Genomic DNA, 25,820 nt, shown 5'->3' on the forward strand with positions numbered 1-25,820 from the left:
AACCAGATAAGGGGAACAAGAACATGGTGTCGTCGGCCAAGACCCGTCTCACTGCGCTGGCCCTTGCCGTTGTGCTGACCTGCGCCGGAGCCGGTCGCGCGCTGGCCCAATCGCAGGGCGAGCGGACGGTTGCGCTGCTCAAGAAGCTGATCTCCTTCGACACGTCGAACGGGCCGGGCGACACGCGGGCGCTCGCCGAATATCTGAAATCCCAATTCACGCCGCTCGGCGCCGAGGTCGATATCTTCGTCGCCCCGAACGGCAAGGCGGCGCATTTCGTCGCGCGTCTGCGTGGCGATGGTTCGCGGAAGCCGGTGCTGCTGGCGGCGCATGCCGACGTCGTTCCGGTCGAGCGCGAGAAATGGACCGTGGAGCCGTTCGCCGGCGTCGAGAAGGATGGTTTCATCTACGGGCGCGGCGCGATGGACTTCAAGGGCGGGCTGGCCGTCTTCGCCCGCGCGGTGATGCGGCTAGCGGAGGAGAAGACGCCGCTTTCGCGCGACGTGATCTTCCTGGCCGAGGCCGACGAAGAGCAGGGGCAGTACAGCACGGTGTGGCTGGCGAAGAACCATTGGGACAAGATCGACGCGGAATTCGCGCTCAACGAAGGCGGCTACGTCCTGCAAGCGCGCGACGGCACGGTGCGCCAGATCAACGTCACGACCGCAGAGAAAAGTTCGGTGACATTCGCGTTGAAGGCGACCGGCCCCTCGGGCCATTCCTCGCGGCCGTTCCCGGCGGGTGCGATGGCCAACGATCGCCTGATCGCGGCGCTGGCCAAGCTTGCGGTGCATGATCCCTTGGTCAAGCTGGTGCCGGCGACCCAGGCCTATTTCAAGGCGCTGCTTCCGATCAGTTCGGAGCAGACGGCCGCCGATATCAGGCAGCTCCTGGCCGCGAAGGATCAGGGCGAGCTCGACGCGGCCGGCAAGAAGCTGGTTGCCGACAATCCCAAGGACAGCCTGCTGCTGCACGCACTGCTGCGCGACACCATGGTGATCACGATGATCGACGCCGGCATCAAGCCCAACGTCATCCCCGGCGACGCCAAGGCGGTGGTCAACACGCGGCTGCTGCCGGGCACCACGACGGATCAGATGGTCGAGGAAATCAAACGCGTGATCCGCGATCCCGGCATCGAGGTCAGCATCGTCACGGCGCTCACGCAGCAGGATGCGCGGGACGCCTATCTGATGCGGAGCAGGATCCCGGCGTCGCCGGTCGATACCGAGCTTTACGCTGCGCTGGAGCGCAACGCCAAGCTGACCTGGAAGGACGCCGTCCTGGTGCCGACGATGTTCGAGGCGGGGACTGACGCCACCGCTTGGCGCGAGCGCGGCGTGCCGGTCTACGGCATCTATCCCTATCCGCTCGACGACGACATCCTGGGCCGGATGCATGGCAACGACGAAAGGATCGGCGTCGAGGCCGTCAAGCAGGGTTCGGAGTGGATTTACAACACGCTTCGCGACGTCGCGAAGAAATAGGGGGCGGCCAGGCAGGTCGTTTCCCGGCAAGGCGTACCTGCGGCGTCTCAGCTCGCCGCCGGCTCGCGCGGCAGCCACAGCGAGAGCCAGCCGCCGACGGCCAGCAGTACCACGTTGCAGCCGAGCGCGATCGTGAAAGCGTGCGCGTAATCGTCGGTCTGCGGATGCGGCCCAAGCAGGCCGTAGAAGACGCCGCCGATCACCGCGACGCCGAGCGCGGCGCCGATCTGGAAGGTCGAGATCATCATGCCCGATGCCAGCCCGGCATGGCGCGGGTCGATGCTGCCGATCACGGCCTTGATGACCGAGGGCATCACGGTGCCGAAGCCGAGCCCGCCGCAGATCAGGCCGAAGGCGAGGCTTTGTGGCAGCGCGCCGCCGATCGACAGCATGACGATACCAAAGCCGATCACCTGCAACGCAAAGCCCAACGTCAGCGTGCGGGCGCCGAGCCACTGCATCACCAGCGGTGACACGAGCGAGCTCACGAAGAAGCCGGTGGCGAAGGGCAGGGTGGCGAGGCCGGCCGCCAGCGGAGACCGATGCAGGCCGCTTTGCAGGTAGACCGCAAAGGTCAGGTAGAACGACGACAGCATGTAGAAGGCGAGCGCCATCACCAGGCCGATGACGAAATCGCTGCTGCGCAGCAGATGCAGCGCGACCAGCGGGTCGCCGCCGCGGGCTTCGAGCCGCGCCTCGAAGCGGACGAAGGCGGCGAGCACTAATGGCGAGGCCAGCAGCATCGCGATGATCCACGCCGGCCAGCCGAGTTCACGTCCCTCGATCAGCGGATAGACCAACAGGCCGAGCGTCAGCGACAGCAGGATGACGCCGCCGATGTCGAGCCGCTGGGCGTGCTCCGCGCGGGAGTCGGTGAGGTACAGCACGCCGCCGACAAACGCCACGAGGCCGATCGGCAGGTTGATGAGGAAGATCGCCTGCCAGGCCAGTCCGAACGGATGGGCCGATACCAGAACGCCGCCCAGCACCTGGCCGCAGATGTTGGCAAGGCCGAAGGTCGCGCCGTAGAAGCCGAGCGCACGGCCCTGTTCAGCCGCCGGAAACAGCACGCGGATCGAGGCAAGCACCTGCGGCGCCATCACCGTCGCGGTGAGGCCCTGCAGGATCCGCCCCGCGACCAGCACCGTGGGCGACCATGCAATGCCGCACAGCACCGACGCGATCGTGAAGCCGGCGACACCGGTCAGGAACATGCGGCGACGTCCGAAGAGATCGCCGAGCCGGCCGCCGGTGATTAGGAACACCGCATAAGTCGCAGCATAGGCCGAGATGACGAACTGGACCTCGCTTGCGCTGGCACCGAGATTGTCGCGAATGGCCGGCAGCGCGAGATTGACGACATTGAAATCGAGGATCGGCAGGAAGGCGCCGGTCAGCAGCACGGGCAGGGCCAGCCACCGCCTTGGGTCGGCTGTCGCCGGCCGTGGGTCGTGCAGTTGCAACGTCTCGGTGGTCTCGCTTGTCACCTGCCATTCCTCCTCGGCAATCGGCAACGGCTCGCGTGGGGTGCGCGAGGCCGATTTAATAATGGAGAAGATGGCCTGTTCGTTTGCGATCAGGTATTATCTAGATATGGCAAATGAGTTTGCAAAAATGCACAGTGCAGGAATGCACAGCGCGCTGGACTGGAACGATCTCCGGCTCGTCCTCGCCATTGCGCGGGAGGGCAGTCTTTCGGGAGCCGCGCGCCGGCTAAGCGTCGCGCATTCGACGGTGTTTCGCCGTCTCGGCACGATCGAGAAAACGATCGGAACGCGGCTGTTCGAACGCTTCCGCGACGGCTATGCGCCGACGCCTGCGGGAGAGACCGCCGCGGCATCGGCGGCCCGTCTCGAGGACGAGGTGCTCGCGCTAGAGCGCAAGCTGGCGGGACAGGACCTCAGGCCGTCGGGTCCGGTCCGGATCACGACAACCGATACGCTCGGCGCGGTCTTGATGCGGCATCTGCCGGCGATGCGGGCCGCGCATCCGGAGATTCAGCCCGAGATCGCCATCTCGAATGCGATGGCGAACCTGACGCGCCGCGAGGCCGAGATTGCGATTCGGCCGACGCCCGCGCCATCCGAGCTGCTGGTCGGGCGGCGCGTTGCCGATATTGCGCATGCGGTCTACGGATCGCGGGCTTATCTCGCCCGGCGCGACGACAAGGATCTGTCTGCACACGACTGGATCGGGCTCGACGACGTGCTGGCGGGAACCGTGATCGCCGGCTGGATGCGCGACAAGTTACGTTCAACGCGGATCGCCTGCCGGGTCGATGCGCTTCCCGCGCTGCGCGACGCGGCCATCGCCGGAATGGGGCTCGCCTTGCTGCCCTGCTATGTCGGCGATCTCGCGCCCGCACTGCGCCGCGTAACCCCGAAGACGCTTGCCGAGCCGCGATCGGCGCTGTGGCTGTTGACGCATGACGATCTCAAGCGCACCGCGCGCATCCGCGCCACGCTCGATTTTCTGGCCAAGGCGCTCGCGTCGGAGCGCGCGCTGTTCGAGGGCAAGCGCGCCGACAGCGCGCGACGCTAGTCGGCATATGGTTCAGGACCCAGGCGCTTCCGTGACGGCACGGATTTCCTCGGCTGCGCGACCTGCAGGCAGCCGATGATGCTCGCGAAAGGCGCTGACGAGCGTCTTCAGCACGCCGCGGGATTTTGCATCCGATAACGCTGACAGCAGCACGATCTCGGATGGCGGAAGGGCAGGCAGGCCGAACCGGCGGCTGACTTCGATCGTTCCTGCCGGTGCCAGCCGGCACGAGAACACCGAGGTGGCGAGGCCGGCGGCAACCGCGTCGGCGACGGCAAAGGATCCGCAGCCGAGAAAGGTCTCCGTCCACGGAATGCCCGCCGCCGCTAGCGCCCGCGTCGCGATGTTGAGCACGCCGCAGCTTGGCGAGGAGGCGGCCAGCCGCAGCGGCGCGCCGGTGCGATGGACAAAGTCCGGCGTGGCGAACCAGCCGTAGTGATCCGTCGCCAGCATCTCGCCGTCGCGGCGGTCGTCCTCGCGGCGTCGATCTGGCCGCGGTCGAAGGCGTCCAGCAGGTCGCGGGAATCGTCGAGCCGGACCTCGATGGTGAGCGCCGGATCGTGCGCATGCAGCCGCGCCAGCAAGGTCGGGACTTCAGCGCCTCCGACATGGGTGGCGATGCCGAGCGAGAAGCGGCGGCGGCGCGCGGGTGACAGTCCCGCGACGGCGCGATCATGTGCGGCGAGCAGTTCGCGCGCCGGCACGAGGAATTCGGCGCCCTGCGCCGACAGGCGTACCAGCCGCGGTGTCCGCTCGATCAGCCTGTGGCCGACTTGGCTCTCCAGCCGCTTCAGCTTCACGCTGATCGCACCCTGCGTCGTGCCGAGTGCTTCGGCGGCGCGCGTAAAACTCCTGAGCTCGGCGATGGTCACGAAGGTCTTCACAGCATCGACGTCAAGCGTGGTCATGTCAGTCATCCGGAATTGTTGTCTCTGAAATATCTAGTCATCCAATTCACCAATGCTCAAGCCGTGACTAGCTTTGCGCTCTGAAGCGCCGCGGCCACCCGATTCCTGCCGCTGCTGCCTCAATACATCGTGAGTCAATCGACCGACGCTGCTGCCAGCACCCTGGCAACAGCGTGCGGTATGCCGTTGGCTCGCCACAACAAAAGGCCTGATCATGTCCTCTGAACTGAGCCGCCGCGGCGCTGTCGTGCTATCAGCCGTATGCCTTGCCTGCCTGATGTTTGGATTGGAGATCTCCAGCATCCCCGCGATCCTGCCGACGCTTGAACAGGTGCTGCATGCCGACTTCAAGGCGCTGCAATGGATCATGAACGCCTACACGATCGCGGTCACCACGGTGCTGATGGCGATCGGGACGGTGGCCGACCGCTATGGGCGCAAGCGCATCTTCCTGGTCGCGATCGCGGCGTTCGGCATCACCTCGCTGATCTGCGGCGTCGCGCAGAGCGTAGAAATGCTGATCGTCGCCAGGTTTCTGCAGGGCCTCAGCGGCGGGGCGCTGTTGATCTGTCAGATCGCCGTGCTGTCGCATGAATTCCAGGGCGGCCGGGTGCGTGCGGTCGCCTGGGGCTGGTGGGGCGTCATCTTCGGCATCGGTCTCGGTTTCGGGCCGATCATCGGCGGCGCCGTTGCCGCGGTGTTGAGCTGGGAGTGGGTGTTCCTTGTCCACGTGCTGTTGGCGGCTGTGGCGTTCGTGCTCACGATCGGCGGCGTTCATGAATCGAAGGACCCGAAGGCAAGCAGCCTCGACATCGCCGGCATCGTGACGATGTCGCTCGCCGTGTTCTGCCTGGCGTTCTACATCACGCAGGGGCCCGATCTCGGCTTCCTGGGTACGAAGGGGCTTGCGATCCTCGGCGTCTCCGCCATGAGCTTCGTCGCGTTCCTCGTCGCCGAAAAAGTCAGCCGGCGGCCGATGTTCGACTTTTCTGTGTTCCGTATTCGAGCCTTCTCCGGTTCGATCATCGGCTCGGCGGCGATGAACCTCAGCTACTGGCCGTTCATGATCTATCTGCCGATCTGGTTTCACGCCGGCCTCGGCTATGACAGTGTGTCCGCCGGTCTTGCGCTGCTCGCCTATACGCTGCCGACATTGGTGATGCCGCCCTTCGCCGAGCGCCTGTCGCTGCGCTATCAGCCGGGCCTGATCATCCCAGTGGGGCTGTTCATCATCGGCACCGGATTCATGCTGATGAGGTTCGGCAGCGCCGCTGCGCAGCCCGACTGGCTGACGATGCTGCCGGGCTGCCTGATCGCCGGAATTGGTCTCGGCATCACCAACACGCCGGTCACCAACACCACGACCGGCTCGGTGTCGAGCGACCGTGCCGGCATGGCCTCCGGGATCGACATGAGCGCGCGGATGGTCTCGCTCGCGGTCAACATCGCGCTGATGGGTTTTATCCTGGCGTGCGGTGTGCTGGCGCATCTGAAGGCGGTGCTGCCGGCACTGGACGGCGCGCAACTGCGCGTCATCGCCGAGCGGATCGCGGCCGGCGATGTTGCAGCGTCGCCCGAGCTGACCGGCCCGGTCGTGCATCAGGCGCTCGCCAGCGGCTTTGGCTGGTTGATGCTTTATGGCGGCGTCGGCGTGTGGATCATGGCCGCGACCAGTCTGGTGATCTTCAACGCGCGGCCGGTGCGGCAGGCCGAGGTTCAATGCACGAAGTGAAGGAGATATCGCCGCGCCCGCCCCGGGATAGGGGCGGGCAGGTGGCAGGCTTCACTTCACGAGAGAGAGCAGCGGCTTGTCCTTCTCGACAATATAGGTCGCAAGCTCGCTGGCGGTAACATTGCCGACGTTCTTCGCCGCATGGATCGTGCCTGCGGGGATGAACAGCACGTCGCCGGCCTTCAGCGTCGCCGGCGGCTTGCCGTCGACGTCGTATTCAAGCGTGCCGGCGAGCACATCGATGATCTCTTCGCGGGGATGGGAGTGCCGGCCGAACGCCTTGCCGGGCGCGATGTCGACACGCACCTGGACGGCTTCACGTCCGGGCACGCTGAGATCATGGCGCTGCAGGTCGGTTCGCGTGATGCCGGCCGGCTGCTGAGCCTGGGCCGTGGGAATCGTCAGGAAACTTCCGGCGATCAGGGCCGCTCTTGCGAACAGGCGCGTCGCCTTCATCAGTCTGCTGGTCATTTTGAACTCCTGTGCTTTGTCGTCCGACCGCGAGCCGGCAAGCGGCCGGCCCGCGCCGGAGGTCGTCATGCGCGCGTCTCAGACAAGGGTTGTCGTGACGTCGATATTGCCGTGGACCGCCTTGGAGTAGGGGCAGATGCCGTGCGCGGCTTCGATCAGCTGCTGCGCAACCTCGCGCTCGACGCCGGGAACGTGGACGTTGAGGCGCGCGCTCAGGAAGAAGGCGCTACCGGCCTGGTTCAGATCGATCTCGGCGTCGACCTCAGGCTCGCTCGCGAGCTTGACCTTGCGTTGTCCCGCGGCGAGCTGGATCGCGCCGATGTAGCAGGCCGACCAGGCGGCCGCGAACAGGTTTTCGGCGGCAGGGTGCGGCTGCGGCAGCTTGACGTCGAGGAAGCCGTCGCGCGAGCGGGCGGCGCCGTTCGCTCCGGCGGTGACGTGCGTCTTTCCGGTGACGAGAAGCTTGGCATTGGCGGTCATGGCGAGCTCCTTTTGGATGTATATAGATCGTATCCGATCTAATCGGATGCGTGTTGAAATAGACTTGGCGCCTGAGCGTGTCAAGCACTTCCGATTTAATCGGATACGATTTATATTGACCCGGACATCACGAACTCCGGAGACGCCCGTGACCCGCCCCTCCAAGGCCGACACCAAAGCCCGAAAACTCTCGAATTTTCTGTGCTTTGCGGTCTATTCGGCCAATCTGGCCTTCGGCCGCGCCTACAAGCCGCTGCTGGACGCGGTCGGCCTGACCTACACGCAATACATTGCCATGGTGGCGCTGGCGGAGGCCGACGATCTGACCGTCAGCGCGCTCGGCGAGAAGCTGTTTCTGGAATCCAACACGCTGACGCCGATCCTGAAGAAGCTGGAGCAGAGCGGCTATATCAGCCGCGTCCGCGATCCCGCCGATGAGCGGCAGGTGCGGGTCAACCTGACGCCGGCGGGAAGGCGCCTGCTCGACAAGGACATCAACTTCTCGCTGATCGAGGCGACCGGGCTCGGCGACGAATTTCCCGTCGTACAGAAGAGCGTTGTCAGGCTTCGCGACAATCTGCTGCACAACACGCGCGGCGATCCGAAGAAGGGCTGATCCCGCGGCGGCAAATTGTAACGCGCTGTATCCGCACCGGGGCCTTCCGCATTTTCGCCACGGCACGACCGGCAACTCCGGCCCGCGTTGCAATGATGCGGAGGAGGGATCAGTTTGCGCGGAAGATCGTCATCGATCTGCGGGATGATTGCCACGATGAGCCTGCTCTGCGCGGTCATCTCCTTCGCATCGGCTCAACCGGCTCCGTCAGATCAGGAGCATCGTCGCGAGGTGGGCGGAGATCGTTCGCCGGCGAGCGCAGCCGAGATCTGGGACGCCAATCGCGATGGCGTTTATACCTGCGACGAGTGGAAGGCCTATCTCGGACGGCTGTTCGATCGTGCCGACCGCAATCACGACGGCAATCTCACGCCTGCCGAATTCGAAGGCGTTCGCCGGCCCGGCAGCGCGCTCGCCGACGCCGATTTCGGCTATTTCGACGAGAATCAGGACGGCAAGATCACGCGCAGCGAGTTCGTCGGCAAGCCGAATGAATTCATCCTGCAGAACGACAAGAACGGCGATTGCCGCGTCACCCAGGACGAGCTCAAGAATACCGGAACGGACCAGAAGCGACCTCCGGGCAGAGGCAAGAAATCCTGACGCCCGGCCTATCCAACGGCCTCCTCGTGAAGCGGCCGGCGCGACGAATTCGACCCGCTGCGACCCGGCTCCTGGCGCGGCGTTCCCGGCAGCTCAATGCGGACGAGCAGGCCGTGCGGCGCATTGTTGTGCAGCGAAAGCCCGCCGCCATGCCCGCGGACCACGGCGTCGGCGATCGAAAGGCCAAGTCCGAAGCCGCTTTTCTCATCCATGGTGCGCGCCTCGTCGCCGCGGACGAAGGGTTTCAGCATTTCGGCGCGGCGGTGTTCGGGAATCCCCGGACCGTCGTCCGCGACGTCGATGGTGGCCCGGTCGCTGGACGTGGTCAGCCGGATCTCCACCTCGCTTCCGAAGCGCAGGGCATTTTCGACCAGGTTGGTCACGGCACGGCTGATCTCGCCGGAGCGGATCATCAGCGAAGCTCTGTTCGGGCCCTGGTAGCGCACGACATGGCCGCAATCGGAGAATTGCTCGCAGATCGTCTGCAACAGGGCGGCCATGTTGACGAGGGTCGGCTTCGCCGCGCTGCCGCCGCTCAGGAATGACAGCACGGATTCCAGCATCGCCTGCATCTGGTCGAGGTCGTGAAGGGTTTCCGCGCGGTGGGCGTCGTTCTCGATGTATTCCGATCTGAGCCGCAGCCGGGTGATCGGTGTGCGCAAATCGTGGCTGATCGCGGCGAGCATGCGCGTGCGGTCGTTCATCAGGCTCGTGATGCGTTCGCGCATCTGATTGAGCGCGACCGCCGCCGCGCGGATTTCCTCCGGGCCCGTCTCGGGAAGCGGTGCAGCCGCCTGGCTGATGCTGAAATTCTCGGCGGCGCGGGCGAACGCGGACAATGGAGCGCTGAGCGCGCGCCCGGCCCACACGCCGAGCAGCGTGACGCTGACGAACAGGAACAGGAACGTACTCAGCCAGAATGCGCCGAAGAAGGGCGGCATTTTGGTCGGGCCGATCGTTGCCTCGAACAGGGCGCCGTCCGGCAACCGAACCGCCGCCGGTGCGGTCTTCGCGGAAAACTCATCGACATCGTCGACGGCTGGCGCATTGGCATCGTCAGACAAGCCCGGCCCAGCGTCGCGCAATGTGAAGTGCAGCCGGGGAAAGGCCCGATCGGCCGCCTGTAACAGCGTTGCGCGATTGGCCGCAGGGGTCACAGCCAGAAGCTTGGCAATCAACTGGAACTGATGGATCGGCCGGTCCGCAAACGATCGCGGCTTCTGGCTGGTGAAATACAGTCCGATCAGCGCGTGGATCAACACCAGCGAAAGCAGGATCAGCGCGGCGATCTGGCCGCTGATCCGCCGGAAACTGAAAAGCGCGGCAATCCTGCGGGTCCAGTTCATGCGTCTTCCACATGCGGCGTGAAGATGTATCCGCCGGTCCGCACTGTCCGGATCACGGATGATCCTTCGTTCGTATCGAGCTTGCGACGCAGCCGGCTGACCAGCACATCGATGCTGCGCCCGAACGGACTGGCCGGCCGGCTGCGCGTCATGGTCAGCAGGCCATCCCGCGTCAGGATACGGCCGGGCCGCTCGCAAAAGGCCTGCAGCAGATCGAATTCCGCGCTCGTCAGCGGCACCTGGGCGCCCTCGGGATCGCGCAGCTCGCGCACACGCAGGTCGATGGTCCAGTCCTGGAAGCGCAGCCGGGTCGAGCTCTGGCCGGAGCGCCCGGCAAGATCGGCCTGGGCCTGACGGCGCAGCACGGCGTTGATCCGCGCCAGCAGCTCGCGCGGATTGAATGGCTTGGCGAGGTAATCGTCCGCTCCCATCTCGAGCCCGAGGATCCGGTCGAGGTCCTCGCCTTTCGCCGTGAGCATGATGATCGGGATCGTCGAATCGCCGCGCAGGCGGCGGCACAGCGTCAGCCCATCCTCTCCCGGTAGCATCAGGTCGAGCACGACGAGATCGAGCGAATGCCCGGCAAGGTAGCGATCCATCTCCCGGCCGTTCGAGGCGGTGGCTACCAGGCAGGATTGGTCGCGCAGGTAGCGGGCAATCAAGTCCCTGGTTTGCTGATCGTCCTCGACGACCAGGATCTTTGGCGTATGTGCAAGCATGGTCCGTGTCTGGGCCCTGGTCATGATGTCATCCGGCGCGCGTTCTGGTGCGCGTTCAGCCACCAATCGACCAGCATACGCGTCGCTTGTGGGCGGCATTGTGCCTTTTCGTCAGTATAGTGTTTCTGGAGTGTAACCGGCGCGCGCCCGCCGGAAACAAACCGGGCAAGGGCTGCGTCGCGTCGCGCTTACAGTCCCAAACCACTGGAAATAAACCCGCAACCTAGCAGCCACACCGCAGCCATCACCGTCCCTTCACAACGGGTGACTTGTTCGCGAGGTGTGGAATGAAGACGTGGCGGAGCCTTGTCGTGGCGGTCGTGCTCTCGGGTTTGTCGATCCCGGGAACGCCGGGGACATGGCTGTTGGTGGCTCCAGCGGCGGCGCAATCGGTCGATGCGATCACCGTCGAAGGCAACCGGAGAATCGAGGCGGAAACCGTCCGCTCCTATTTCAGGCCGGGGCCCGGCGGCCAGCTCGATCAGGCCGCGATCGACGACGGGTTCAAGGAGCTGCTCGCGACCGGGCTGTTCCAGGACGTCAAGATCAATCGCGCCGGTGGCCGGATTGTCGTTTCGGTGATCGAGAATCCGGTGATCGACCGCGTCGCGTTCGAGGGCAACAAGAAGATCAAGGATGAGCAGCTCTCGGCCGAGGTGCAGTCGAAGTCGCGAGGCACGCTGTCGCGGCCGATGGTGCAGTCGGATGCGCTGCGGATCGCCGAAATCTACCGGCGCTCCGGCCGCTACGACGTGCACGTCACGCCTGAGATCATCGACCGGCCGAACAACCGCGTCGATCTCGTCTTCACCGTCGAGGAGGGGCAGAAGACCGGCGTCAAGACCATCGAGTTCATGGGCAACAACAGCTTCTCGGCGGCGCGCCTGAAGGACATCATCAAGACCCATGAGTCGAACCTCCTGAGCTTTCTCGGCAACGGCGACATCTACGACCCCGATCGCGTCGAGGCCGATCGCGACCTGATCCGCCGCTTCTACCTCAAGCATGGCTATGCCGACGTGCAGGTCGTGGCCGCGCTCGCCGAATACGACCCGGGACGCAAGGGCTTTCAGGTCACCTTCAAGATCGACGAAGGGCAGCAGTACCGCGTCGCGACGGTGAGCTTCCGCTCGACCATCGCGGGATTCGATCCAAATACCCTGCGCTCGCTCTCGCGTGTCAGCGAAGGTTCGCTCTACAACGTCGAAGCCATCGAGAAATCGGTCGAGGACATGCAGATCGAAGCCTCGCGCCGCGGCTATGCCTTCGCCGTGGTCCGTCCGGACGGCAGCCGGAATTTCGAGGCCCACACGGTGGGGATCATGTTCCGCGTGGAGGAGGGGCCGCGGACCTATATCGAGCGCATCGACATTCGCGGCAACGGCCGCACGCGCGACTACGTGATCCGGCGCGAGTTCGATCTCTCCGAGGGCGATGCGTATAACCGCGCGCTGGTCGATCGTGCCGAGCGGCGGCTGAAGAATCTCGACTACTTCAAGACGGTCAAGATCACCACGGAGCCCGGCTCATCGAGCGACCGCGTCGTTCTGGTCGTCAATCTGGAGGAGAAGTCGACCGGCGACTTCTCCGTCTCGGGGGGCTATTCCACGACCGACGGCGCGCTGGCCGAGGTCAGCATCTCAGAACGCAATCTGCTCGGCCGTGGCCTGTTTGCGAAGGCAACGGTCAGCTACGGCCAGTACTCGCGCGGCCTGTCGCTGTCCTTTGTCGAGCCGTATCTGCTCGACTATCGCGTCGCGCTCGGGCTCGATGCCTATTACAAGGAGCAGTTGCCGACAGATTACACGACCTATGGCGTGAAGACGATCGGGTTCTCACCGCGGTTGGGTCTGGCACTGCGCGAGGACCTGACGCTCCAGCTTCGGTATTCGCTCTACCAGCAGGAAATCTCGCTCGATAGCGCCTACGCGAACTGCAACAACAACGCGTCCAACCCGTCGCTCGCGTTCAATCCCACGCCCGCCTACATCCAGAGTGTGCTCGGCGGCGTCGATCCGACCAACTCGGTCTCGTCAGGGCTCTATGGATATGGTTGCTACGGCGACGGCGAATCCACCTTGCCCGTGCGCAAGGAACTGGCTGCCGGTGCGACCTGGACCTCGCAGCTCGGCTACACGCTCAGCTACAACACCCTCGACAACAACAAGAACCCGACCGACGGCCTGCTGATCGACTTCAAGCAGGATTTTGCCGGCGTTGGCGGCGACGTGACGTATCTAAAGAGCGCGGTCGACGCCAAATACTATACGCCGCTGGTGTCCGACCTTATCGGGCTGATCCACCTGCAGGGCGGCCTGCTCACCAAGATCGGAGACAACGATCTGCGCATGCTGGATCATTTCCAGATGGGGCCGAATCTCGTGCGCGGCTTCGCCACCAACGGCATCGGTCCGCGTGACATCACCTATGCGAGTCTCGGGGGGGGCGGGGATGCGCTCGGCGGAACCAAATATTGGGGTGCTTCGATGGAGCTGCAGATGCCATTCTGGTTCCTGCCCTCGGAGGTCGGGCTCAAGGGCGCGGTCTATGCGGATGCCGGCTCGCTCTGGGGTTACCAAGGACCGACGTCGTGGGCCGCGACCGGCGAGGTTAATACGGCTGCTTGCAAATGCGGCCTCCAATACGACGACGAGAATGTCGTGAGAACCTCGGTGGGCGTCGGACTAATCTGGGCGTCGCCGTTTGGGCCGCTGCGTTTCGACTACGCGGTGCCGATCACCAAGGGCAAGTACGACATCGTGCAGGAGTTCAGGTTCGGCGGCGGGACGTCGTTCTGAGCTAGTGGCGCCGACCTGACGCGACGCCTGCCATGCGGCGCTGCGGCTTGCGGCGCCTGCCGAAGCGGGGCAGGCTGCGTCGGTTCAGTTCCGATCCGAGGCAAGATCCATGTCACGCGTGTCCATCAAGACCAAGAACGACCTGCCGGCCGAGCTCAAGCCGCTGTGGGACAAGATGACGACCTATGGCGCGTTCGAGAACCAGGCCGGCGTCATGGCGCAGCGCCCGGCGATCTTCAAGCACACGTGGTCGCTGCTGGTCGATCTTGCCGACGAGGCGGTACTGTCGAAACGGCATCTCGAACTCGCGCTGGTGACGGTGTCGCTGTTGAACAAGTGCGAATATTGCGTGTCGCATCATGCGCCGAAGCTCGCGATCCAGGGCGTCTCGGAGGCGGGCGCCGAACGGCTGCTCGACTATCAGGATCATCCCGAGCTCGACGCGCTCGACAAGCTCGTGGTCGAATATGCGATCGCCGTCACCAACAACTGGAACAAGACCCGCGACGAGATCTTCGCGCGGCTGCGCGCGCATTTCTCGGAAGCCCAGATCGTCGAACTGACCTGGCGGATCGCGCTGTGCGGGGCCTTCAACCGCTTCAACGATATTTTGCAGCTCGATGGCGAGCAGGGCATTCAGCAGCGCGAGGCTGCGGAGTGATGGCCTGATCAGGCAACAGGTGTGATGCAGCCGCCGAGCGTCGCCAGGACGAAGTCGACGCGCTCAGATGATGAAACCTTCGGCAGGCTGATCACGTCGTAGTCGAGCGTCGGAAGCGTCTCTATCAGGTGCTGATTCTCTGCCGTCGCCACCTCGAACCCGTGCCGGCGCTTCGCTTCTGGAAGGCATGCTATGACTATGTGGCAGTCTGCAGATACTCTTCCGTCGAAAGCGCAAATATATGAGTACTGGAGGCATCGATTTTCGCGGTTGTACTTGCATGTAGAACCGAGGAAGCCTCGCTGTTGGGCTTGCGGATTTCACTATGGCACAAGGTACGACATCAAGCGGCCTGACGTGGGTTGGGACGAAATACTGCGATGTTGGAATCGCATTCCTCTTCAACGCTGTCACATAATCCCAAGATCGCTTAACGGAAGCGACAATGTGTCAAATTTGTTCTTGGTGTGCCGCGAGTGCCACGACCAGATGCCAAACACGAGCATTCCTGAGGTGTTCTTCAGGTGGGTTCGCTCACAAAACTGGGAGTCTCGTGAGGATGCCAAGATTCGAGATGCGATGAGGGCTTTCGGCGTGGACACAGTCAGCTTTCAAGATCTCGATCAGGTGATCGGCTCGTCTGAGTTCAAATCCTGGATCTCGGGCAAGTTCGGGTTGCATCGTCCACAATCGAACTACGCGCCGATTTCTTCGCGGCTCACGCCGGCGACGTTTGTAGGGTTGGCTGTCCTTTATCATCGCGAATTGGCCGATACCTCTCGGAGGTCGCGAGGCAATTCCGCAACCAAGCAATACCTGCGGGATTGCCCCGGCGGTTGCGCTCTTAACCAATCCTTTCGAGCCGCGCAGCTAGGCTCGGCTGACGTTGCGCTTGTCGGCGGTGCGAATCGAGGACACATGGCATCACGCACGATCACGTGCATCGCGCTCGCGTTGCTGCTCGGCTCCACGGCGCTGCGACCTTCGCGCGCAGCGGACGCCGGCGGACCGATCCGCGTCGGCGCGGTGCTGCCGTTTTCCGGTGGCGTCGAGCTTTATGGCCAGCAGGCGAAGCTCGGGCTCGATCTCGCGGCGCGCGACATCAACGCGGCGGGCGGGATTCTCGGCCGGCCGGTCGAGATCATCTATGCCGACGACAAGACGCGGCCGGAGGCCGCCGCTGACGCGATGCGCTCGCTGGTCGAGAAGGACGGCGCGCTGGCCGTGGTCGGTCCGATCACCTCGCGCAATTTGAATGCGCTGGTGCCGCTGGCCGAGAGTTCGAAGACGCCGCTGCTCTACGCCACCAATTACGAGGGCGGCAAATGCAGCCGGTATCTGTTCTCGTTCGGCGCGGTGCCGAACCAGGAGCTCGGCCAGCTGCTGCCCTACATGACCCAGACCTTCGGCAACACATACTTCCTGCTCGGCGCCGACCGGGTCTGGCCGCACCAGATGTTCGACATCGCGCAGCCCTTGATCGAGAAGCTCGGCGGCAAGGTGGTCGGGACCAAATACACGCTGGGGACCGAGACCGACTTTTCGCCGTTGATCAAGGAGGTCGCGGCGAGCAGGGCCAAGGTGCTGCTGTTCGCGCTGAAGGGCGACGGCATGGATTTCATCCGGCAGGCCGACGAGGCCGGGTTGCTGAAGGAGATCACGGTCGCTTTCCTTGGATTGTCGGAGGTCGATCTCGGCATCTTCCGCGGCAAGGGACAGAACATGGTGACCGTGGTGCCGGCGGTTGCGGCGAGCGACGACCCCTCGGTCAAGGCTTTCGTCGCCAAGGCGCGCGCTGCGGCCAGTGCCGGTGTCGCAGTGTCGAATTACGTGATGACGCACTACAACACCCTGATCGCGCTCAAGGTGGCGGCCGAGAAGGCCGGCAAGCTCGACAAGGAGGCCATCATCGACGCGATGGCGGGCCTCACCATTGCGTCGCCGACCGGCCCGGTGACGCTCGGTCCGGATCACCACGCGGCGATGAACATGTTCATCGCCAGGACGCAAGGGAGCGAGCTGGTGCAGGTCCGCGCGCTCGGCGAGATCGCGCCGCAGCCCGGATGCAGTTTGGCTGGTCGCTAGGCGCCGAGGGGGAAGGGGCGCGGTTGCGGCCATTGGAGGCTGCCTCGCTCGCAAAAAAGTGAGCCGGAGCGGATCGCCGGCTGTCGGTTCCTCGCCGTCCCGCTCGTCTTCCATCCAGAACGAGCTGAATGGGAGTTCCGGAATGAGCAATTCGACCTATCGCTGGGTGATCGTCGCGGCCGGCGGCCTGCTCGGCTGCGTCGCGATCGGCGGCATGTTTTCGCTGCCGGTGTTCCTCCAGCCCATGGCGCGGGAGACCGGCTGGTCGGTGACCGGCATCTCCAGCGCGATGACGATCGGCTTCCTCGCGATGGCCTTCACCAGCATGATCTGGGGCACGCTGTCCGACCGGTTCGGGCCGCTCCCGGTGGTGCTGACCGGATCGGTCGTGCTGGCGTCGAGCCTTGCGCTGGCAAGCCAGGCCACGTCGTTGCTGGCGTTTCAGTTCGTGTTCGGCGTGCTGGTCGGCGGGGCCACCGCCGCGATCTTCGCCCCGATGATGGCCTGCGTCACCGGCTGGTTCGACACCCATCGCAGTCTCGCCGTCTCGCTGGTGTCGGCGGGCATGGGCATGGCGCCGATGACGATGTCGCCGCTTGCGGCCTGGCTGATCTCCCACCACGACTGGCGATCCGCGATGCTGATCGTAGCAGGCGTGGTCGGCGCGATCATGATCCCGGTCGCGTTCCTGGTGCGTCGTCCGCCGGCGTTGCAAGGCGACCACGCTGAGGCGGTCACCGAGAACGGCGAGCCGCCGATGTCGCTGGCTCAGGCGCTGCGCTCGCCGCAATTCATCATCCTGACCGCGACCAGTTTCTTCTGCTGCGCCACCCATTCGGGCCCGATCATCCACACCGTCAGCTACGCAATCACCTGCGGCGTCCCGATGATCGCAGCGGTGACGATCTACAGTGTCGAAGGACTGGCCGGCATGGGCGGCCGTATCGCCTTCGGCCTGCTCGGCGATCGCTTCGGCGCCAAGCGCTTGCTGGTGTTCGGCCTGCTCGCCCAGGCGTTCGGCGCGCTCGGTTACGCTTTCGTCCGCGAGCTTGCCGCATTCTATGCAGTGGCGGCGGTGTTCGGATTCATCTATGCCGGCACCATGCCGCTTTATGCCGTGCTGGTCCGCGAGAATTTTCCGCTGCGGATGATGGGCACGGTGATTGGCGGCACGTCGATGGCCGGTAGCCTCGGCATGGCAACCGGTCCCTTGCTCGGCGGCCTGATCTACGATGCCTTTGCGAGCTACACGTGGCTCTATGTCGGTTCCTGGGCCATGGGCATCGGCGCGTTCCTGATCATGATGACGTTCCGGCCGATGCCGGCGGCGCGGCCCAATGCGGTGCCGGCGCCGGCGTGAAGTTTGCCATGCGTCATGCAGCGCGCCGCCCGGACCGACGTATTGTTCTTGCCGAGCGGCAGGCGAAACGGCAACGTTGTGGCATCATTGGATCGGTCGGGCGCTCACCCGCCCGAACGCCATTGCAGTGACCGTCATCACTGCGCCAACGAAGTCCGCGAGAGCCCACCATGTACCATGATCTCGAATGGTCCCCGGCCGAGAAGAAGATCGCGCGCAAGGCCTACGATTCAGCGCTAGAGTGCGCACTCGCCAAGGTGATGGCCGAATTCAAGAGCAGGGCCGGCGCAGCAGCGACGCCGTCGGAGATGTGGGAAGTTGGCGACTATCTGCACCGGCAAAGGAGGGAGATCGACGAGATGTTCGATTACCGGTACTCGCAGCTGCCACTTGTCTTCGCGCGGCTCATTCGAGAAGAGCATCTCGACGAGGCGCTGCTCGCGGGTTTGTCGGACGAAAAGCGTCGGATCATCCGCTCTATTCTTTCCCTGGCCGCGAAGTGATCACGGATATCCCTGAATAGGCCATCGTCATCCGGCGCGCGCTCCTCGCTTCGGCCGCCGGATGGCGCGCACCTTGTTGTTGGTGGAGCCGCTGCCGCAGAAGAACCGGTCTTGCCCGTCGGATTCGAGCCCGGAGACGAACACGCCCTGCGGCATCTCCAGCCGTTCGATCACTTCGCCGGTCTGCGGATCGATCCGCCGCACGTCGCTCTGGTCCTCCTCCCATGTGCCGTGCCAGAGCTCGCCGTCGACCCAGGAGACACCGGTGACGAACCGGTTGCTTTCGATGGTGCGGAGAATCTTGCCGGTCTCCGGATCGATCTGGTGGATGGTGCGGTCGCGATACTGGCCGACCCACAGCGAGCCTTCCGCCCAGGCCATGCCGGAGTCGCGGCCGCCGCCGGGCGCGGGGATGGTGGACACCACGCGTCCGCTGTCCGGCTTGATCTTCAGAATGCGGTCCTCGGCGATCTGATAGAGGTGCTTGCCGTCGAAGGCGGTGCCGGCATGGGCCGCGATGTCGAGGATGCGGGTGGTCTTGCCGCTGTCGGGATCGAACGCGATCAGCCGGCCGCCGGCGGCGAACCAGACCTGCTCGCCGTCGAAGCTGACGCCGCCCACGCTCTCGACGCCTTCGAAGGCATATTCCCGGATGATCTCGGCTTCGAACTTCTTCATGCGGCGCTCCTGGTTCTTGTTTTGACGCGTTTTCTTGACGCGAACCGGTACCCACTTCGCTCGAAAACGCTCTAATTGCGCCCTGATGCTAGCCGTTCGGCAGCGGGGCAGGGAGTAACAACGTCGTCGTGAATCCCGGCACCGGCGGCGTCATCCAGCGCCGGGCGCGGGCGCGGCCAACCGACTGCACCTTGCCTGTGGCGGCCAGCGCGTCGAGCGCGCGCTGCACGGTGCGCTGGCTCGCCCCCAGCGCCACCGACAGCGCCGAGCTCGACCAGGCCTCGCCGTCGGCGAGGAAGGCGAGCACTTCCGCATGCTCCTCCTCGACCGGCAGCGCCAGCACGGCGACGTCGCGCCGGTTGTGCGGTTCCAGCACGAAGCCGTCGGGCGTCGCACTGAGATCGGCGAGCGGCTGCAATGCCCGGCGCAGACGTCCGATCTCGACCCGCAGCCGCGCGCGGTGCGATTCATCGGCGTGCTTGCCGCGGAACGCCCGCGCGATCAGCGTGCCGCGCGACACGTCCTGCGGCCAGGCTTCGCCAAGTGCACGGGCGAGCGCGAACAGCACTGGCCGCCGCGTCAGCGACACCGTGGTGCTGATATCGCGCACGACATAGCGGCAGGCATCGACGACAAGCGCCTTCGACGCCAGCAAGGCCTCGACCTCCGCGAGCAGCAGCGGCCGCTCGCTGCCGCGTGCGATCAGACGCGCCGCCGGCGTCGCGAGCAGCTGCGCGGTGCCTTCGACCTCCGCCGCGAGTTCGGCGATGCCGGCGCGTCGCGCCGCATCCCTGGCCCTCGCCAGCGCCTCGCGTGCGGGCTTGGTGCGCAGCCGCCGCATCGCGATCCCGGCCACGACCAGTTCATGGCCGACCCGCAGCGCCGGCGGGAAGGGCGCTGGGTCGAGGTCGTCGAGCATGCGCTCGGCCGCATCGAGGCTTCCGATCAGCAGCAGGCGGCGGATTTCGAGATAGCCGGCATGCGCGGCGTTGAGCGCATCGCCATGCGCTGCCAGCGTCGCGCGCGCCGCGGCGAGCGCCTTCTTGGGAAAGGAGAGATCGCGCGACACCAGCGCGATCTCGGCCTCGGCCACCACGCAGCGCGCCCGTGCGATGGCTTCCCGCGGACCGAATGCCCGGCCAGCGCGCCGCAACAGCTCCTTGGCGCGGGCGAAATCGCCGAGCCGGGCCATCGCAATGCCGCGCAGAGCCAGCGCCGGCGCATCGTCGCGCAGGGCCACCCGTTTCAGTGCGCCGAGGGGATCACCCGCCGCGAGCGCGCGCGCCGCAGCGGTAATCAGCGAGTCCATCCGAATCCCGACACACTTGTCACTCTCGCCCTCCGAGGCCCGGTCCTAACCTAGCACATGACGACATGGATCAGCTCCAGAGAGATCGAATGATGACCGGTATCGAAACACGAGACGATTGGTCGAGGGGCCGGCTTGGCGGGCGCGGTCCGATGGTGGCGCGCTGGCTCTCGCTGGCGGCGGCGCCGACCTTCGCGCTGATGGCGCTGGTTGCGGCGATGGCGCCGGCCGACATGATCTGCGGCGGCATGCAGGGGCCGCTTTCACTGCAGGGGATGGTCCCGATGTATGCGCTGATGAGCGCCTTCCATCTGGCGCCGTGGCTGCGGCTGTTCCGATGACCGGCTCATCCCTCGGGCAAGGTGAAGACCGCACATGGCCGTGCGATGCCGCGCAGCTCGTGGGTGCCGAGTGCGATCAGCGGCATCTCGGTCTCGGCGGCGAGTGCGCCCGAGACCAGCACGGTCTGCTCGAGCGGCTTGCACAGTCCTTCCAGCCTGCTGACCAGATTGACGGCGGCGCCGATCGCCGTGAAGTCGAGGCGGTCGGCCGCGCCGATATTGCCCCAGTGCACCTCGCCGAGATGCAGCGCCGCGCCGAATGGCAGCGGCGGCAGGCCGCGGCCGCGCCGCTCGGCATCGAGATGCGCCATGCCGACGCGCGCCGCCGATACCGCGCGCAGCGCCGCCTCGCATGCGCCGCGCGCGCTGGTCGTGACCGGAAAGATCGCGAGCAGGCCATCGCCGATGAATTTCAGCACCTCGCCGCCGAAGGCATGGATCGCGCCGGCGATGCGGTCGAACCAGGCGTCGAGCGCCGCGATCACCTCGGCAGGCGGATGGTTTTCGGACAGCGCGGTGAAGCCGCGCAGATCGGCAAACAGCAGGGCCGCCCGGATGGTCTCGCCGGTGTTGCGCCGCAAGGGAGACGCCAGCACGCGCGCCGCGCTGCGCCGGCCGAGATAGGCTTCCAGCGCCGCGGTGAGTGTCGCGCGCGCCGCGAGCGCGGCAAGCGGTGCGGCCGTGAAGCGCGCCGCCTCGCGCAATTGATCCGCCTCCGCGGGCGTGAAGGGACGTGTTCCGATCCAGCTGAGGGTCGGGCCATCCGGTCGCGTTCCGATCGTGTCCTCGTGGATCGGGCCGGGTGCGAGGCCGCCGAGCCAGCGCCGGCCGGCGTCGCCGGATCCCACCAACTCGGGCATTGCAAAGGGTTGTTCCGGCGCGAAGCCGAGCGCCTCGATGACCTCGCCATTGCCGGCGCGCCACAGCCAGGTGCGCCGTTCGATCAGGGGATGCGGAACTTCGAACGTCAGCGCGCCTCCGGCAAGCGGCAGGCCATCCGTGATAAGGTGGCTACCGAGGTCCGCCAGCAACCGGTTGGCGCCCGCGGTCTCGGCGGCGGCGTCGACCAGCCAGCTCAGTGTCGAGGACAATCGCATCACCCATCATGGAGTTGATGCGCCGCCCTTGTCACGAATTATCCCGAAACCTGACCGCCCATGGAGGATCAACCGATGACCGAAGCCTTCATCGTTCAACGCGAGATGCAGATCGCAGCTCCGCCCGCAACCGTGTTCGCCTTTCTGACCGATCCGCAGAAGATCGTCAGCTGGATGGGGCTCGAGGCCGAAACCGAGCTGCATCCCGGCGGGCTCTATCTGCTCAAGGGCGTCGCCGGCGATCTGTCGCGGGCGGCGCGCGGCGCGTTTCGCGAGGTCGTGCCGGTGCATCGTCTGGCCTACAGTTTCGGCTGGGAGGGCGGCGCCGAAGTGCCGCCGGGATCGAGCCTGATCGAGATCGACCTGATGGAACAGGACAACGGCACGCTGTTGCGCATGACCCATAGCGGCCTGCCCAACGCGGCGCAGTGCGCGAGCCATGAAAAGGGTTGGACACACTACCTTGCCAGGCTGGCGCTCGCGGCCGCCGGCCGAGCTCCAGGCCCGGACTCCGGTCCGGCGCGGGGCAGTTAGGCCTTCTGCGGGAGTCCGTCGACCACTATCTGTCGGGGCCGACACAAAGGAAGGTGTGGAAGCAGGGCAGGCGATGGTCGATGCCGTTTGGCCGACATATTGCGTCTGCTAATAGTGGATTGGTCCGGGGCCGCCGCTCTCGTGCAAACCGCAATCCTTGATGCCTGACGTTATGCCTGACGTTCCGAATCTTTCCGAGCGACTGAGACAGAAGGACTTGCTCGGCTTCTTCAGCCGATCGGCCGTCGACAAGGCCGTTGTTTACCGTGCCCAGGGCCGCGTCTCGGGGGTGAAGGTCAGTGAGGATCTCACTCGCGTGCAAGCGCAGGTGAGGGGAACCGAACGCACGCCTTACCGGGTCGATATCGTGTTGGAGTTTGACGGCGATCGGCTGGTCGACGTCGACGGCGATTGCAGCTGTCCAATGGCTCTGAACTGCAAGCATGTTGCCGCGACGCTCTTTGAAGCCTTGCAGCGGCCGACGCGTTCGGCCGGTACGGCAATGCTGGCGTCGCGACGCGCCCCGGGGAATGGGCAGCTGCGGCCTGACGCGGTGCTGCCCTACCAAATCACCGAATGGATCGAGACGGTCGGCCGGTCGGTGCGGGACGCGGACTATCCGCCCGATGTCACGCAGCGATTGCTCTACTACCTGCAGCCTGCGTTGGCGGCGGGCTGCATTCCCTGCCTTGATGTGTCGCTGGTATCCGTGAAAATCCTGAAGACCGGCGAGTTCGGCAGCAAGGTGTCGCAGCCATCTTTGGGCGAGTTTTCGGTCGATCGTGCTCCGAAATATTATCTCGGCTCTGACATTGACGTCCTCGTCAGGCTGTCCAGCGAGTTTCGGTCCGGCTACACGCTGGGCCGACGCGCGTATTCGGCTGATGTCCTGAAACGGATCGTCGCGACGGGGCGGCCGTTCTGGCACGATCACAGCGGTGCGCCGCTGCAATGGGGCGAGGCGCGCGATGGTCGCATCGCGTGGCGTCAGGTCAGCAGGGACGGGATCGGTCCGCTGCTGACCGTCGAGAGCGCAACGGCACTGAACGCAGAGCCGCCGGTCTATGTCGACGATGCCGCCGGATTGATCGGGCCGATCAGGTTGAATCTTCCAGAACGGCTGAGCAGCCGGCTTCTGCTCGCTCCTGCCATCCCGCATGCCCATGTCGCGCAAGTCGCGCAACGCCTTGGCCAGAAGTTGCCGAACCTGGATCCCGGCTGGTTGCCCGCGCCTCCGGCCGCCGCCACCAAGATCAATATGGATCCAATGCCGGTGCTTCGTCTGATGTCGGGGCGCAAGGCGGCGCACGCCTATTATTATGGCGATCGGACGCCCGACCGCATACCGGTGGCCCGCCTCAGCTTCCGCTACGGCCCGGTCGAAATCGAACGGTCGGAAAGCGCCCATCGGGTGGAGCTGTTCCAGGACGGAACGCTCTACGTCGTCACGCGACGCAAGGCCAAAGAGAAGGAAATGACCGCACGGCTGGCCAGTCTCGGCCTGGTCGAAGCGAGATCGGCTTTCCCGATGCTCGATGCCGTGCATGCGTATGATCTGACCTTCGCGCAGTCGACGACGGACTGGCTCGACTTCCTCAATGCTGATGCGGCCGGTCTGCAGACGGCCGGTTTCGAAATTCGTATCGACGACGATTTCCCGTACCGGCTCGCGACGTCATCCGGGATGTTCGATGCCGAGTTCGAAAGCAGCGGCATCGACTGGTTCGAGCTCGCGCTCGGAATCGAGATCGACGGGGAACGCCGCGATCTTGCCACGCTGCTGGCCGCGCTGATATCGCAACCCGGATTTGCGCCTGAGACGGTCAAGCAGATTGCGGACGATGGCGGTAGCATCTACCTGCCGCTGGCTGACGGCCGCTATCTGGCGATGGCGGCCGATCGCTTCCTTCCGCTCGTACTGGCGCTCCATAGCCTGGCGTTGCGCGAAGCCTTCGTTGATGCGTCAGGGAATATCCGGCTCTCGCGCGCCCAGATCGTGCCACTGCTCGGTCTCGAAGCCGATCATTTCGTCTTCAGGGGAGCGGAGAATCTTCGTCGTATGGCAGGATTGCTCGGTGCCCGCGGATTGCCGGCTCCCGTCCTGCCACCCGATTTCAACGCGGTTTTGAGACCTTACCAGACGCAGGGGCTTGCCTGGCTCGAACTGCTCACGGAGAGCGGTCTGGGCGGCGTACTGGCCGATGACATGGGATTGGGCAAGACCGTTCAGATCCTGGCGTTGCTTGCGCTGGAGAAGGCGCGCGGTCATTTGACCGATCCTGCGATCGTCGTCGCTCCCACGAGTCTGATGACCAACTGGTTCAACGAGGCGCGCAAGTTCACGCCCGGCTTGAGAATTCTCGTCCTGCATGGTCCAGCCCGCAGGCAAAATTTCGAGGCGATCGCCGATCACGACCTCATCGTCACCACCTATCCGCTGATCGCGCGCGACCACGAGGTACTGCTTGCGCGCGAGTGGCACCTCGCAGTGCTGGACGAGGCCCAGATCATCAAGAACTCCAACGCGACGATAACGCGACGGCTGCAGGGCATCCGCGCGCGGCATCGCTTCTGCCTGACCGGCACGCCGATGGAAAATCATCTCGGCGAACTCTGGTCGATCATGAGCTTTGCCAATCCAGGATATCTCGGCGATCGGGCGACGTTCGTGCGCGACTGGCGGACGCCGATCGAGAAGCGCGCCGACCTCGGACGCGCCCGGGTGCTGACGCACCGCATCAAGCCATTCTTGCTGCGGCGGACCAAGCAGGAGGTGGCCGCCGAGTTGCCGCCGAAAAGCGAGTTCACAGAGAGTGTCGTCCTCGAAGGCAGCCAGCGGGAGCTCTACGACGCCATCCGTTTGTCGATGTCGGAGAAGGTCCGCAAGGCGATCCGGGAACGTGGCCTGGGCAAGAGCCATATCGTCGTGCTCGAAGCCCTACTCAGGATGCGACAGGCCTGCTGCGATCCCGCACTGTTGAATCTCGACGACGGCGTCAAGCGCCCGTCTGCAAAACTCGATCGGCTGATGGAGATGGTCGAGGAACTCCTAAGCGAGAAGCGCAAGATCATCGTGTTCTCGCAGTTTACCTCCATGCTGGCACTGATCCGCAAGCGCTGCGACGCGCTCGCGATCCGGTACAGCGTGCTGACCGGTGAAACAAAGGACCGCAGGAGCGCGATCGAGGGGTTTCAGAACGGTGCGAGCGACCTCTTCCTGATCAGCTTAAAGGCCGGTGGTGTCGGGCTCAACCTGACGGCCGCAGACACCGTGATCATCTTCGATCCCTGGTGGAATCCCGCGGTCGAGGAGCAAGCCATCGATCGCGCCCATCGCATCGGGCAGGACAAGGCTGTTTTTGTCTATCGGCTGGTGGCCGCCGGTACGATCGAGGAGAAAATGGACGAACTCAAGGCCCGCAAGCGCGCGCTGGCCGACAGCATTTTCGATTCCGAAGGACGCATTGGCTCCGCACTCACGGAAGAGGACGTGCAGGCGCTTTTCTCCGATTGAACACATTTCCTCTGGCCCGGGTGAAGGAAGCCGAACG

At 65.0% G+C, this 25,820-nt stretch carries 22 protein-coding genes and 2 pseudogenes; 14 read left to right on the forward strand and 10 right to left on the reverse strand.

Annotation, left to right across the window (positions count from 1 at the left end):
- Positions 1 to 23: 23 nt before the first annotated feature.
- Entirely contained in the window at positions 24 to 1,487 is a 1,464-nt protein-coding gene (locus tag V5279_RS19375; protein ID WP_338700039.1) for a M20/M25/M40 family metallo-hydrolase, read from the forward strand.
- Positions 1,488 to 1,534: 47 nt separating this feature from the next.
- On the opposite strand, the gene V5279_RS19380 is transcribed toward V5279_RS19375, so the two are convergent.
- Positions 1,535 to 2,974, reverse strand: a complete 1,440-nt coding sequence (locus V5279_RS19380) for an MFS transporter (protein ID WP_338700041.1) — start codon at positions 2,972 to 2,974, stop codon at positions 1,535 to 1,537.
- Between V5279_RS19380 and V5279_RS19385 the strand changes: the two genes are divergently transcribed.
- The gene (locus tag V5279_RS19385) at positions 2,958 to 4,028 is read left to right on the forward strand and encodes a LysR family transcriptional regulator (RefSeq protein ID WP_338700043.1); all 1,071 of its coding nucleotides are present in this window, start codon (positions 2,958 to 2,960) and stop codon (positions 4,026 to 4,028) included. The two genes, V5279_RS19380 and V5279_RS19385, sit on opposite strands and share 17 nt — an antisense overlap.
- A 12-nt stretch (positions 4,029 to 4,040) precedes the next feature.
- Here V5279_RS19385 and V5279_RS19390 read toward each other — a convergent pair.
- Positions 4,041 to 4,936: pseudogene (locus V5279_RS19390) on the reverse strand (LysR family transcriptional regulator).
- Between the two features lie 214 nt (positions 4,937 to 5,150).
- Here V5279_RS19390 and V5279_RS19395 point away from each other — a divergent pair.
- Complete coding sequence (locus V5279_RS19395) at positions 5,151 to 6,668, forward strand: MFS transporter (protein WP_338700045.1); 1,518 nt, start codon at positions 5,151 to 5,153, stop codon at positions 6,666 to 6,668.
- Between the two features lie 51 nt (positions 6,669 to 6,719).
- Here V5279_RS19395 and V5279_RS19400 read toward each other — a convergent pair whose 3' ends face one another.
- Entirely contained in the window at positions 6,720 to 7,124 is a 405-nt protein-coding gene (locus V5279_RS19400; RefSeq protein ID WP_338701291.1) for a cupin domain-containing protein, read from the reverse strand.
- A gap of 93 nt (positions 7,125 to 7,217) precedes the next feature.
- Complete coding sequence (locus tag V5279_RS19405) at positions 7,218 to 7,619, reverse strand: Ohr family peroxiredoxin (RefSeq protein ID WP_338700047.1); 402 nt, start codon at positions 7,617 to 7,619, stop codon at positions 7,218 to 7,220.
- A 148-nt stretch (positions 7,620 to 7,767) separates the two neighbouring features.
- On the opposite strand from V5279_RS19405, the gene V5279_RS19410 reads away from it, so the two are divergent.
- Both V5279_RS19410 and V5279_RS19415 read left to right on the forward strand, forming a co-directional pair.
- Complete coding sequence (locus V5279_RS19410) at positions 7,768 to 8,235, forward strand: MarR family winged helix-turn-helix transcriptional regulator (protein WP_224741582.1); 468 nt, start codon at positions 7,768 to 7,770, stop codon at positions 8,233 to 8,235.
- Between the two features lie 144 nt (positions 8,236 to 8,379).
- The gene (locus V5279_RS19415) at positions 8,380 to 8,838 is read left to right on the forward strand and encodes an EF-hand domain-containing protein (protein WP_338700051.1); all 459 of its coding nucleotides are present in this window, start codon (positions 8,380 to 8,382) and stop codon (positions 8,836 to 8,838) included.
- An 8-nt stretch (positions 8,839 to 8,846) separates the two neighbouring features.
- On the opposite strand, the gene V5279_RS19420 is transcribed toward V5279_RS19415, so the two are convergent.
- The gene (locus tag V5279_RS19420) at positions 8,847 to 10,184 is read right to left on the reverse strand and encodes an ATP-binding protein (RefSeq protein ID WP_338700054.1); all 1,338 of its coding nucleotides are present in this window, start codon (positions 10,182 to 10,184) and stop codon (positions 8,847 to 8,849) included.
- Complete coding sequence (locus V5279_RS19425) at positions 10,181 to 10,927, reverse strand: response regulator (protein ID WP_338700056.1); 747 nt, start codon at positions 10,925 to 10,927, stop codon at positions 10,181 to 10,183. Before V5279_RS19425 ends, V5279_RS19420 begins: the two co-directional genes overlap by 4 nt.
- A 263-nt stretch (positions 10,928 to 11,190) precedes the next feature.
- Here V5279_RS19425 and bamA point away from each other — a divergent pair, with 263 nt between their 5' ends.
- The gene (bamA, locus tag V5279_RS19430; protein ID WP_338700058.1) at positions 11,191 to 13,701 is read left to right on the forward strand and encodes an outer membrane protein assembly factor BamA; all 2,511 of its coding nucleotides are present in this window, start codon (positions 11,191 to 11,193) and stop codon (positions 13,699 to 13,701) included.
- A 109-nt stretch (positions 13,702 to 13,810) separates the two neighbouring features.
- On the forward strand, positions 13,811 to 14,362 hold the full coding sequence (locus V5279_RS19435) for a carboxymuconolactone decarboxylase family protein (protein WP_166296428.1): 552 nt from the start codon (positions 13,811 to 13,813) through the stop codon (positions 14,360 to 14,362).
- A gap of 8 nt (positions 14,363 to 14,370) precedes the next feature.
- Here V5279_RS19435 and V5279_RS19440 read toward each other — a convergent pair whose 3' ends face one another.
- Positions 14,371 to 14,514: a hypothetical protein gene (locus V5279_RS19440; RefSeq protein WP_166296425.1), complete on the reverse strand. Its 144-nt coding sequence runs from the start codon at positions 14,512 to 14,514 to the stop codon at positions 14,371 to 14,373.
- Positions 14,515 to 14,560: 46 nt separating this feature from the next.
- On the opposite strand from V5279_RS19440, the pseudogene V5279_RS47090 reads away from it, so the two are divergent.
- The 4 genes and pseudogenes from V5279_RS47090 to V5279_RS19455 all read left to right on the forward strand — a co-directional run.
- Positions 14,561 to 14,809, forward strand: a pseudogene (locus V5279_RS47090) (hypothetical protein); the annotation flags it as partial.
- 471 nt (positions 14,810 to 15,280) lie between these two features.
- Positions 15,281 to 16,447, forward strand: coding sequence for an ABC transporter substrate-binding protein (locus V5279_RS19445; RefSeq protein ID WP_224742014.1), 1,167 nt, complete (start codon positions 15,281 to 15,283; stop codon positions 16,445 to 16,447).
- Positions 16,448 to 16,589: 142 nt separating this feature from the next.
- Positions 16,590 to 17,807, forward strand: a complete 1,218-nt coding sequence (locus V5279_RS19450; RefSeq protein WP_166296419.1) for an MFS transporter — start codon at positions 16,590 to 16,592, stop codon at positions 17,805 to 17,807.
- Between the two features lie 170 nt (positions 17,808 to 17,977).
- Positions 17,978 to 18,310 carry a hypothetical protein gene (locus V5279_RS19455; RefSeq protein WP_338700065.1) on the forward strand — a complete coding sequence of 111 codons (333 nt, stop codon included), beginning with the start codon at positions 17,978 to 17,980 and terminating at the stop codon, positions 18,308 to 18,310.
- A 27-nt stretch (positions 18,311 to 18,337) separates the two neighbouring features.
- Here V5279_RS19455 and V5279_RS19460 read toward each other — a convergent pair whose 3' ends face one another.
- A complete protein-coding gene (locus tag V5279_RS19460) occupies positions 18,338 to 18,988 on the reverse strand; it encodes a glutaminyl-peptide cyclotransferase (RefSeq protein WP_338700067.1) in 651 nt (216 codons plus the stop codon).
- Positions 18,989 to 19,076: 88 nt separating this feature from the next.
- Positions 19,077 to 20,297, reverse strand: coding sequence for a helix-turn-helix domain-containing protein (locus V5279_RS19465; protein WP_338700069.1), 1,221 nt, complete (start codon positions 20,295 to 20,297; stop codon positions 19,077 to 19,079).
- A 92-nt stretch (positions 20,298 to 20,389) separates the two neighbouring features.
- Here V5279_RS19465 and V5279_RS19470 point away from each other — a divergent pair, with 92 nt between their 5' ends.
- On the forward strand, positions 20,390 to 20,638 hold the full coding sequence (locus V5279_RS19470; protein ID WP_414645732.1) for a hypothetical protein: 249 nt from the start codon (positions 20,390 to 20,392) through the stop codon (positions 20,636 to 20,638).
- A 5-nt stretch (positions 20,639 to 20,643) separates the two neighbouring features.
- Here V5279_RS19470 and V5279_RS19475 read toward each other — a convergent pair whose 3' ends face one another.
- Positions 20,644 to 21,735: an adenylate/guanylate cyclase domain-containing protein gene (locus V5279_RS19475; protein ID WP_338700071.1), complete on the reverse strand. Its 1,092-nt coding sequence runs from the start codon at positions 21,733 to 21,735 to the stop codon at positions 20,644 to 20,646.
- 75 nt (positions 21,736 to 21,810) lie between these two features.
- Between V5279_RS19475 and V5279_RS19480 the strand changes: the two genes are divergently transcribed.
- The gene (locus V5279_RS19480; RefSeq protein ID WP_338700073.1) at positions 21,811 to 22,269 is read left to right on the forward strand and encodes an SRPBCC family protein; all 459 of its coding nucleotides are present in this window, start codon (positions 21,811 to 21,813) and stop codon (positions 22,267 to 22,269) included.
- A 172-nt stretch (positions 22,270 to 22,441) separates the two neighbouring features.
- Positions 22,442 to 25,783: a DEAD/DEAH box helicase gene (locus V5279_RS19485; RefSeq protein ID WP_338700075.1), complete on the forward strand. Its 3,342-nt coding sequence runs from the start codon at positions 22,442 to 22,444 to the stop codon at positions 25,781 to 25,783.
- Positions 25,784 to 25,820 lie beyond the last annotated feature (37 nt).

Origin of the sequence: Bradyrhizobium sp. 26S5, assembly GCF_036923295.1 — a bacterium.
GTDB lineage: Bacteria > Pseudomonadota > Alphaproteobacteria > Rhizobiales > Xanthobacteraceae > Bradyrhizobium > Bradyrhizobium septentrionale.

Excerpts from the sequence above, each read along its gene's own strand:
- V5279_RS19375 (WP_338700039.1), top strand. The coding sequence starts at position 24 with ATGGTGTCGTCGGCCAAGACCCGTCTCACTGCGCTGGCCCTTGCCGTT.
- V5279_RS19395 (WP_338700045.1), top strand. The coding sequence starts at position 5,151 with ATGTCCTCTGAACTGAGCCGCCGCGGCGCTGTCGTGCTATCAGCCGTA.
- V5279_RS19400 (WP_338701291.1), bottom strand. The coding sequence starts at position 7,124 with ATGAAGGCGACGCGCCTGTTCGCAAGAGCGGCCCTGATCGCCGGAAGT.
- V5279_RS19405 (WP_338700047.1), bottom strand. The coding sequence starts at position 7,619 with ATGACCGCCAATGCCAAGCTTCTCGTCACCGGAAAGACGCACGTCACC.
- V5279_RS19415 (WP_338700051.1), top strand. The coding sequence starts at position 8,380 with ATGATTGCCACGATGAGCCTGCTCTGCGCGGTCATCTCCTTCGCATCG.
- V5279_RS19420 (WP_338700054.1), bottom strand. The coding sequence starts at position 10,184 with ATGAACTGGACCCGCAGGATTGCCGCGCTTTTCAGTTTCCGGCGGATC.
- V5279_RS19425 (WP_338700056.1), bottom strand. The coding sequence starts at position 10,927 with ATGACCAGGGCCCAGACACGGACCATGCTTGCACATACGCCAAAGATC.
- bamA (WP_338700058.1), top strand. The coding sequence starts at position 11,191 with ATGAAGACGTGGCGGAGCCTTGTCGTGGCGGTCGTGCTCTCGGGTTTG.
- V5279_RS19435 (WP_166296428.1), top strand. The coding sequence starts at position 13,811 with ATGTCACGCGTGTCCATCAAGACCAAGAACGACCTGCCGGCCGAGCTC.
- V5279_RS19445 (WP_224742014.1), top strand. The coding sequence starts at position 15,281 with ATGGCATCACGCACGATCACGTGCATCGCGCTCGCGTTGCTGCTCGGC.
- V5279_RS19450 (WP_166296419.1), top strand. The coding sequence starts at position 16,590 with ATGAGCAATTCGACCTATCGCTGGGTGATCGTCGCGGCCGGCGGCCTG.
- V5279_RS19455 (WP_338700065.1), top strand. The coding sequence starts at position 17,978 with ATGTACCATGATCTCGAATGGTCCCCGGCCGAGAAGAAGATCGCGCGC.
- V5279_RS19460 (WP_338700067.1), bottom strand. The coding sequence starts at position 18,988 with ATGAAGAAGTTCGAAGCCGAGATCATCCGGGAATATGCCTTCGAAGGC.
- V5279_RS19465 (WP_338700069.1), bottom strand. The coding sequence starts at position 20,297 with ATGGACTCGCTGATTACCGCTGCGGCGCGCGCGCTCGCGGCGGGTGAT.
- V5279_RS19470 (WP_414645732.1), top strand. The coding sequence starts at position 20,390 with ATGACCGGTATCGAAACACGAGACGATTGGTCGAGGGGCCGGCTTGGC.
- V5279_RS19475 (WP_338700071.1), bottom strand. The coding sequence starts at position 21,735 with ATGCGATTGTCCTCGACACTGAGCTGGCTGGTCGACGCCGCCGCCGAG.
- V5279_RS19480 (WP_338700073.1), top strand. The coding sequence starts at position 21,811 with ATGACCGAAGCCTTCATCGTTCAACGCGAGATGCAGATCGCAGCTCCG.
- V5279_RS19485 (WP_338700075.1), top strand. The coding sequence starts at position 22,442 with ATGCCTGACGTTCCGAATCTTTCCGAGCGACTGAGACAGAAGGACTTG.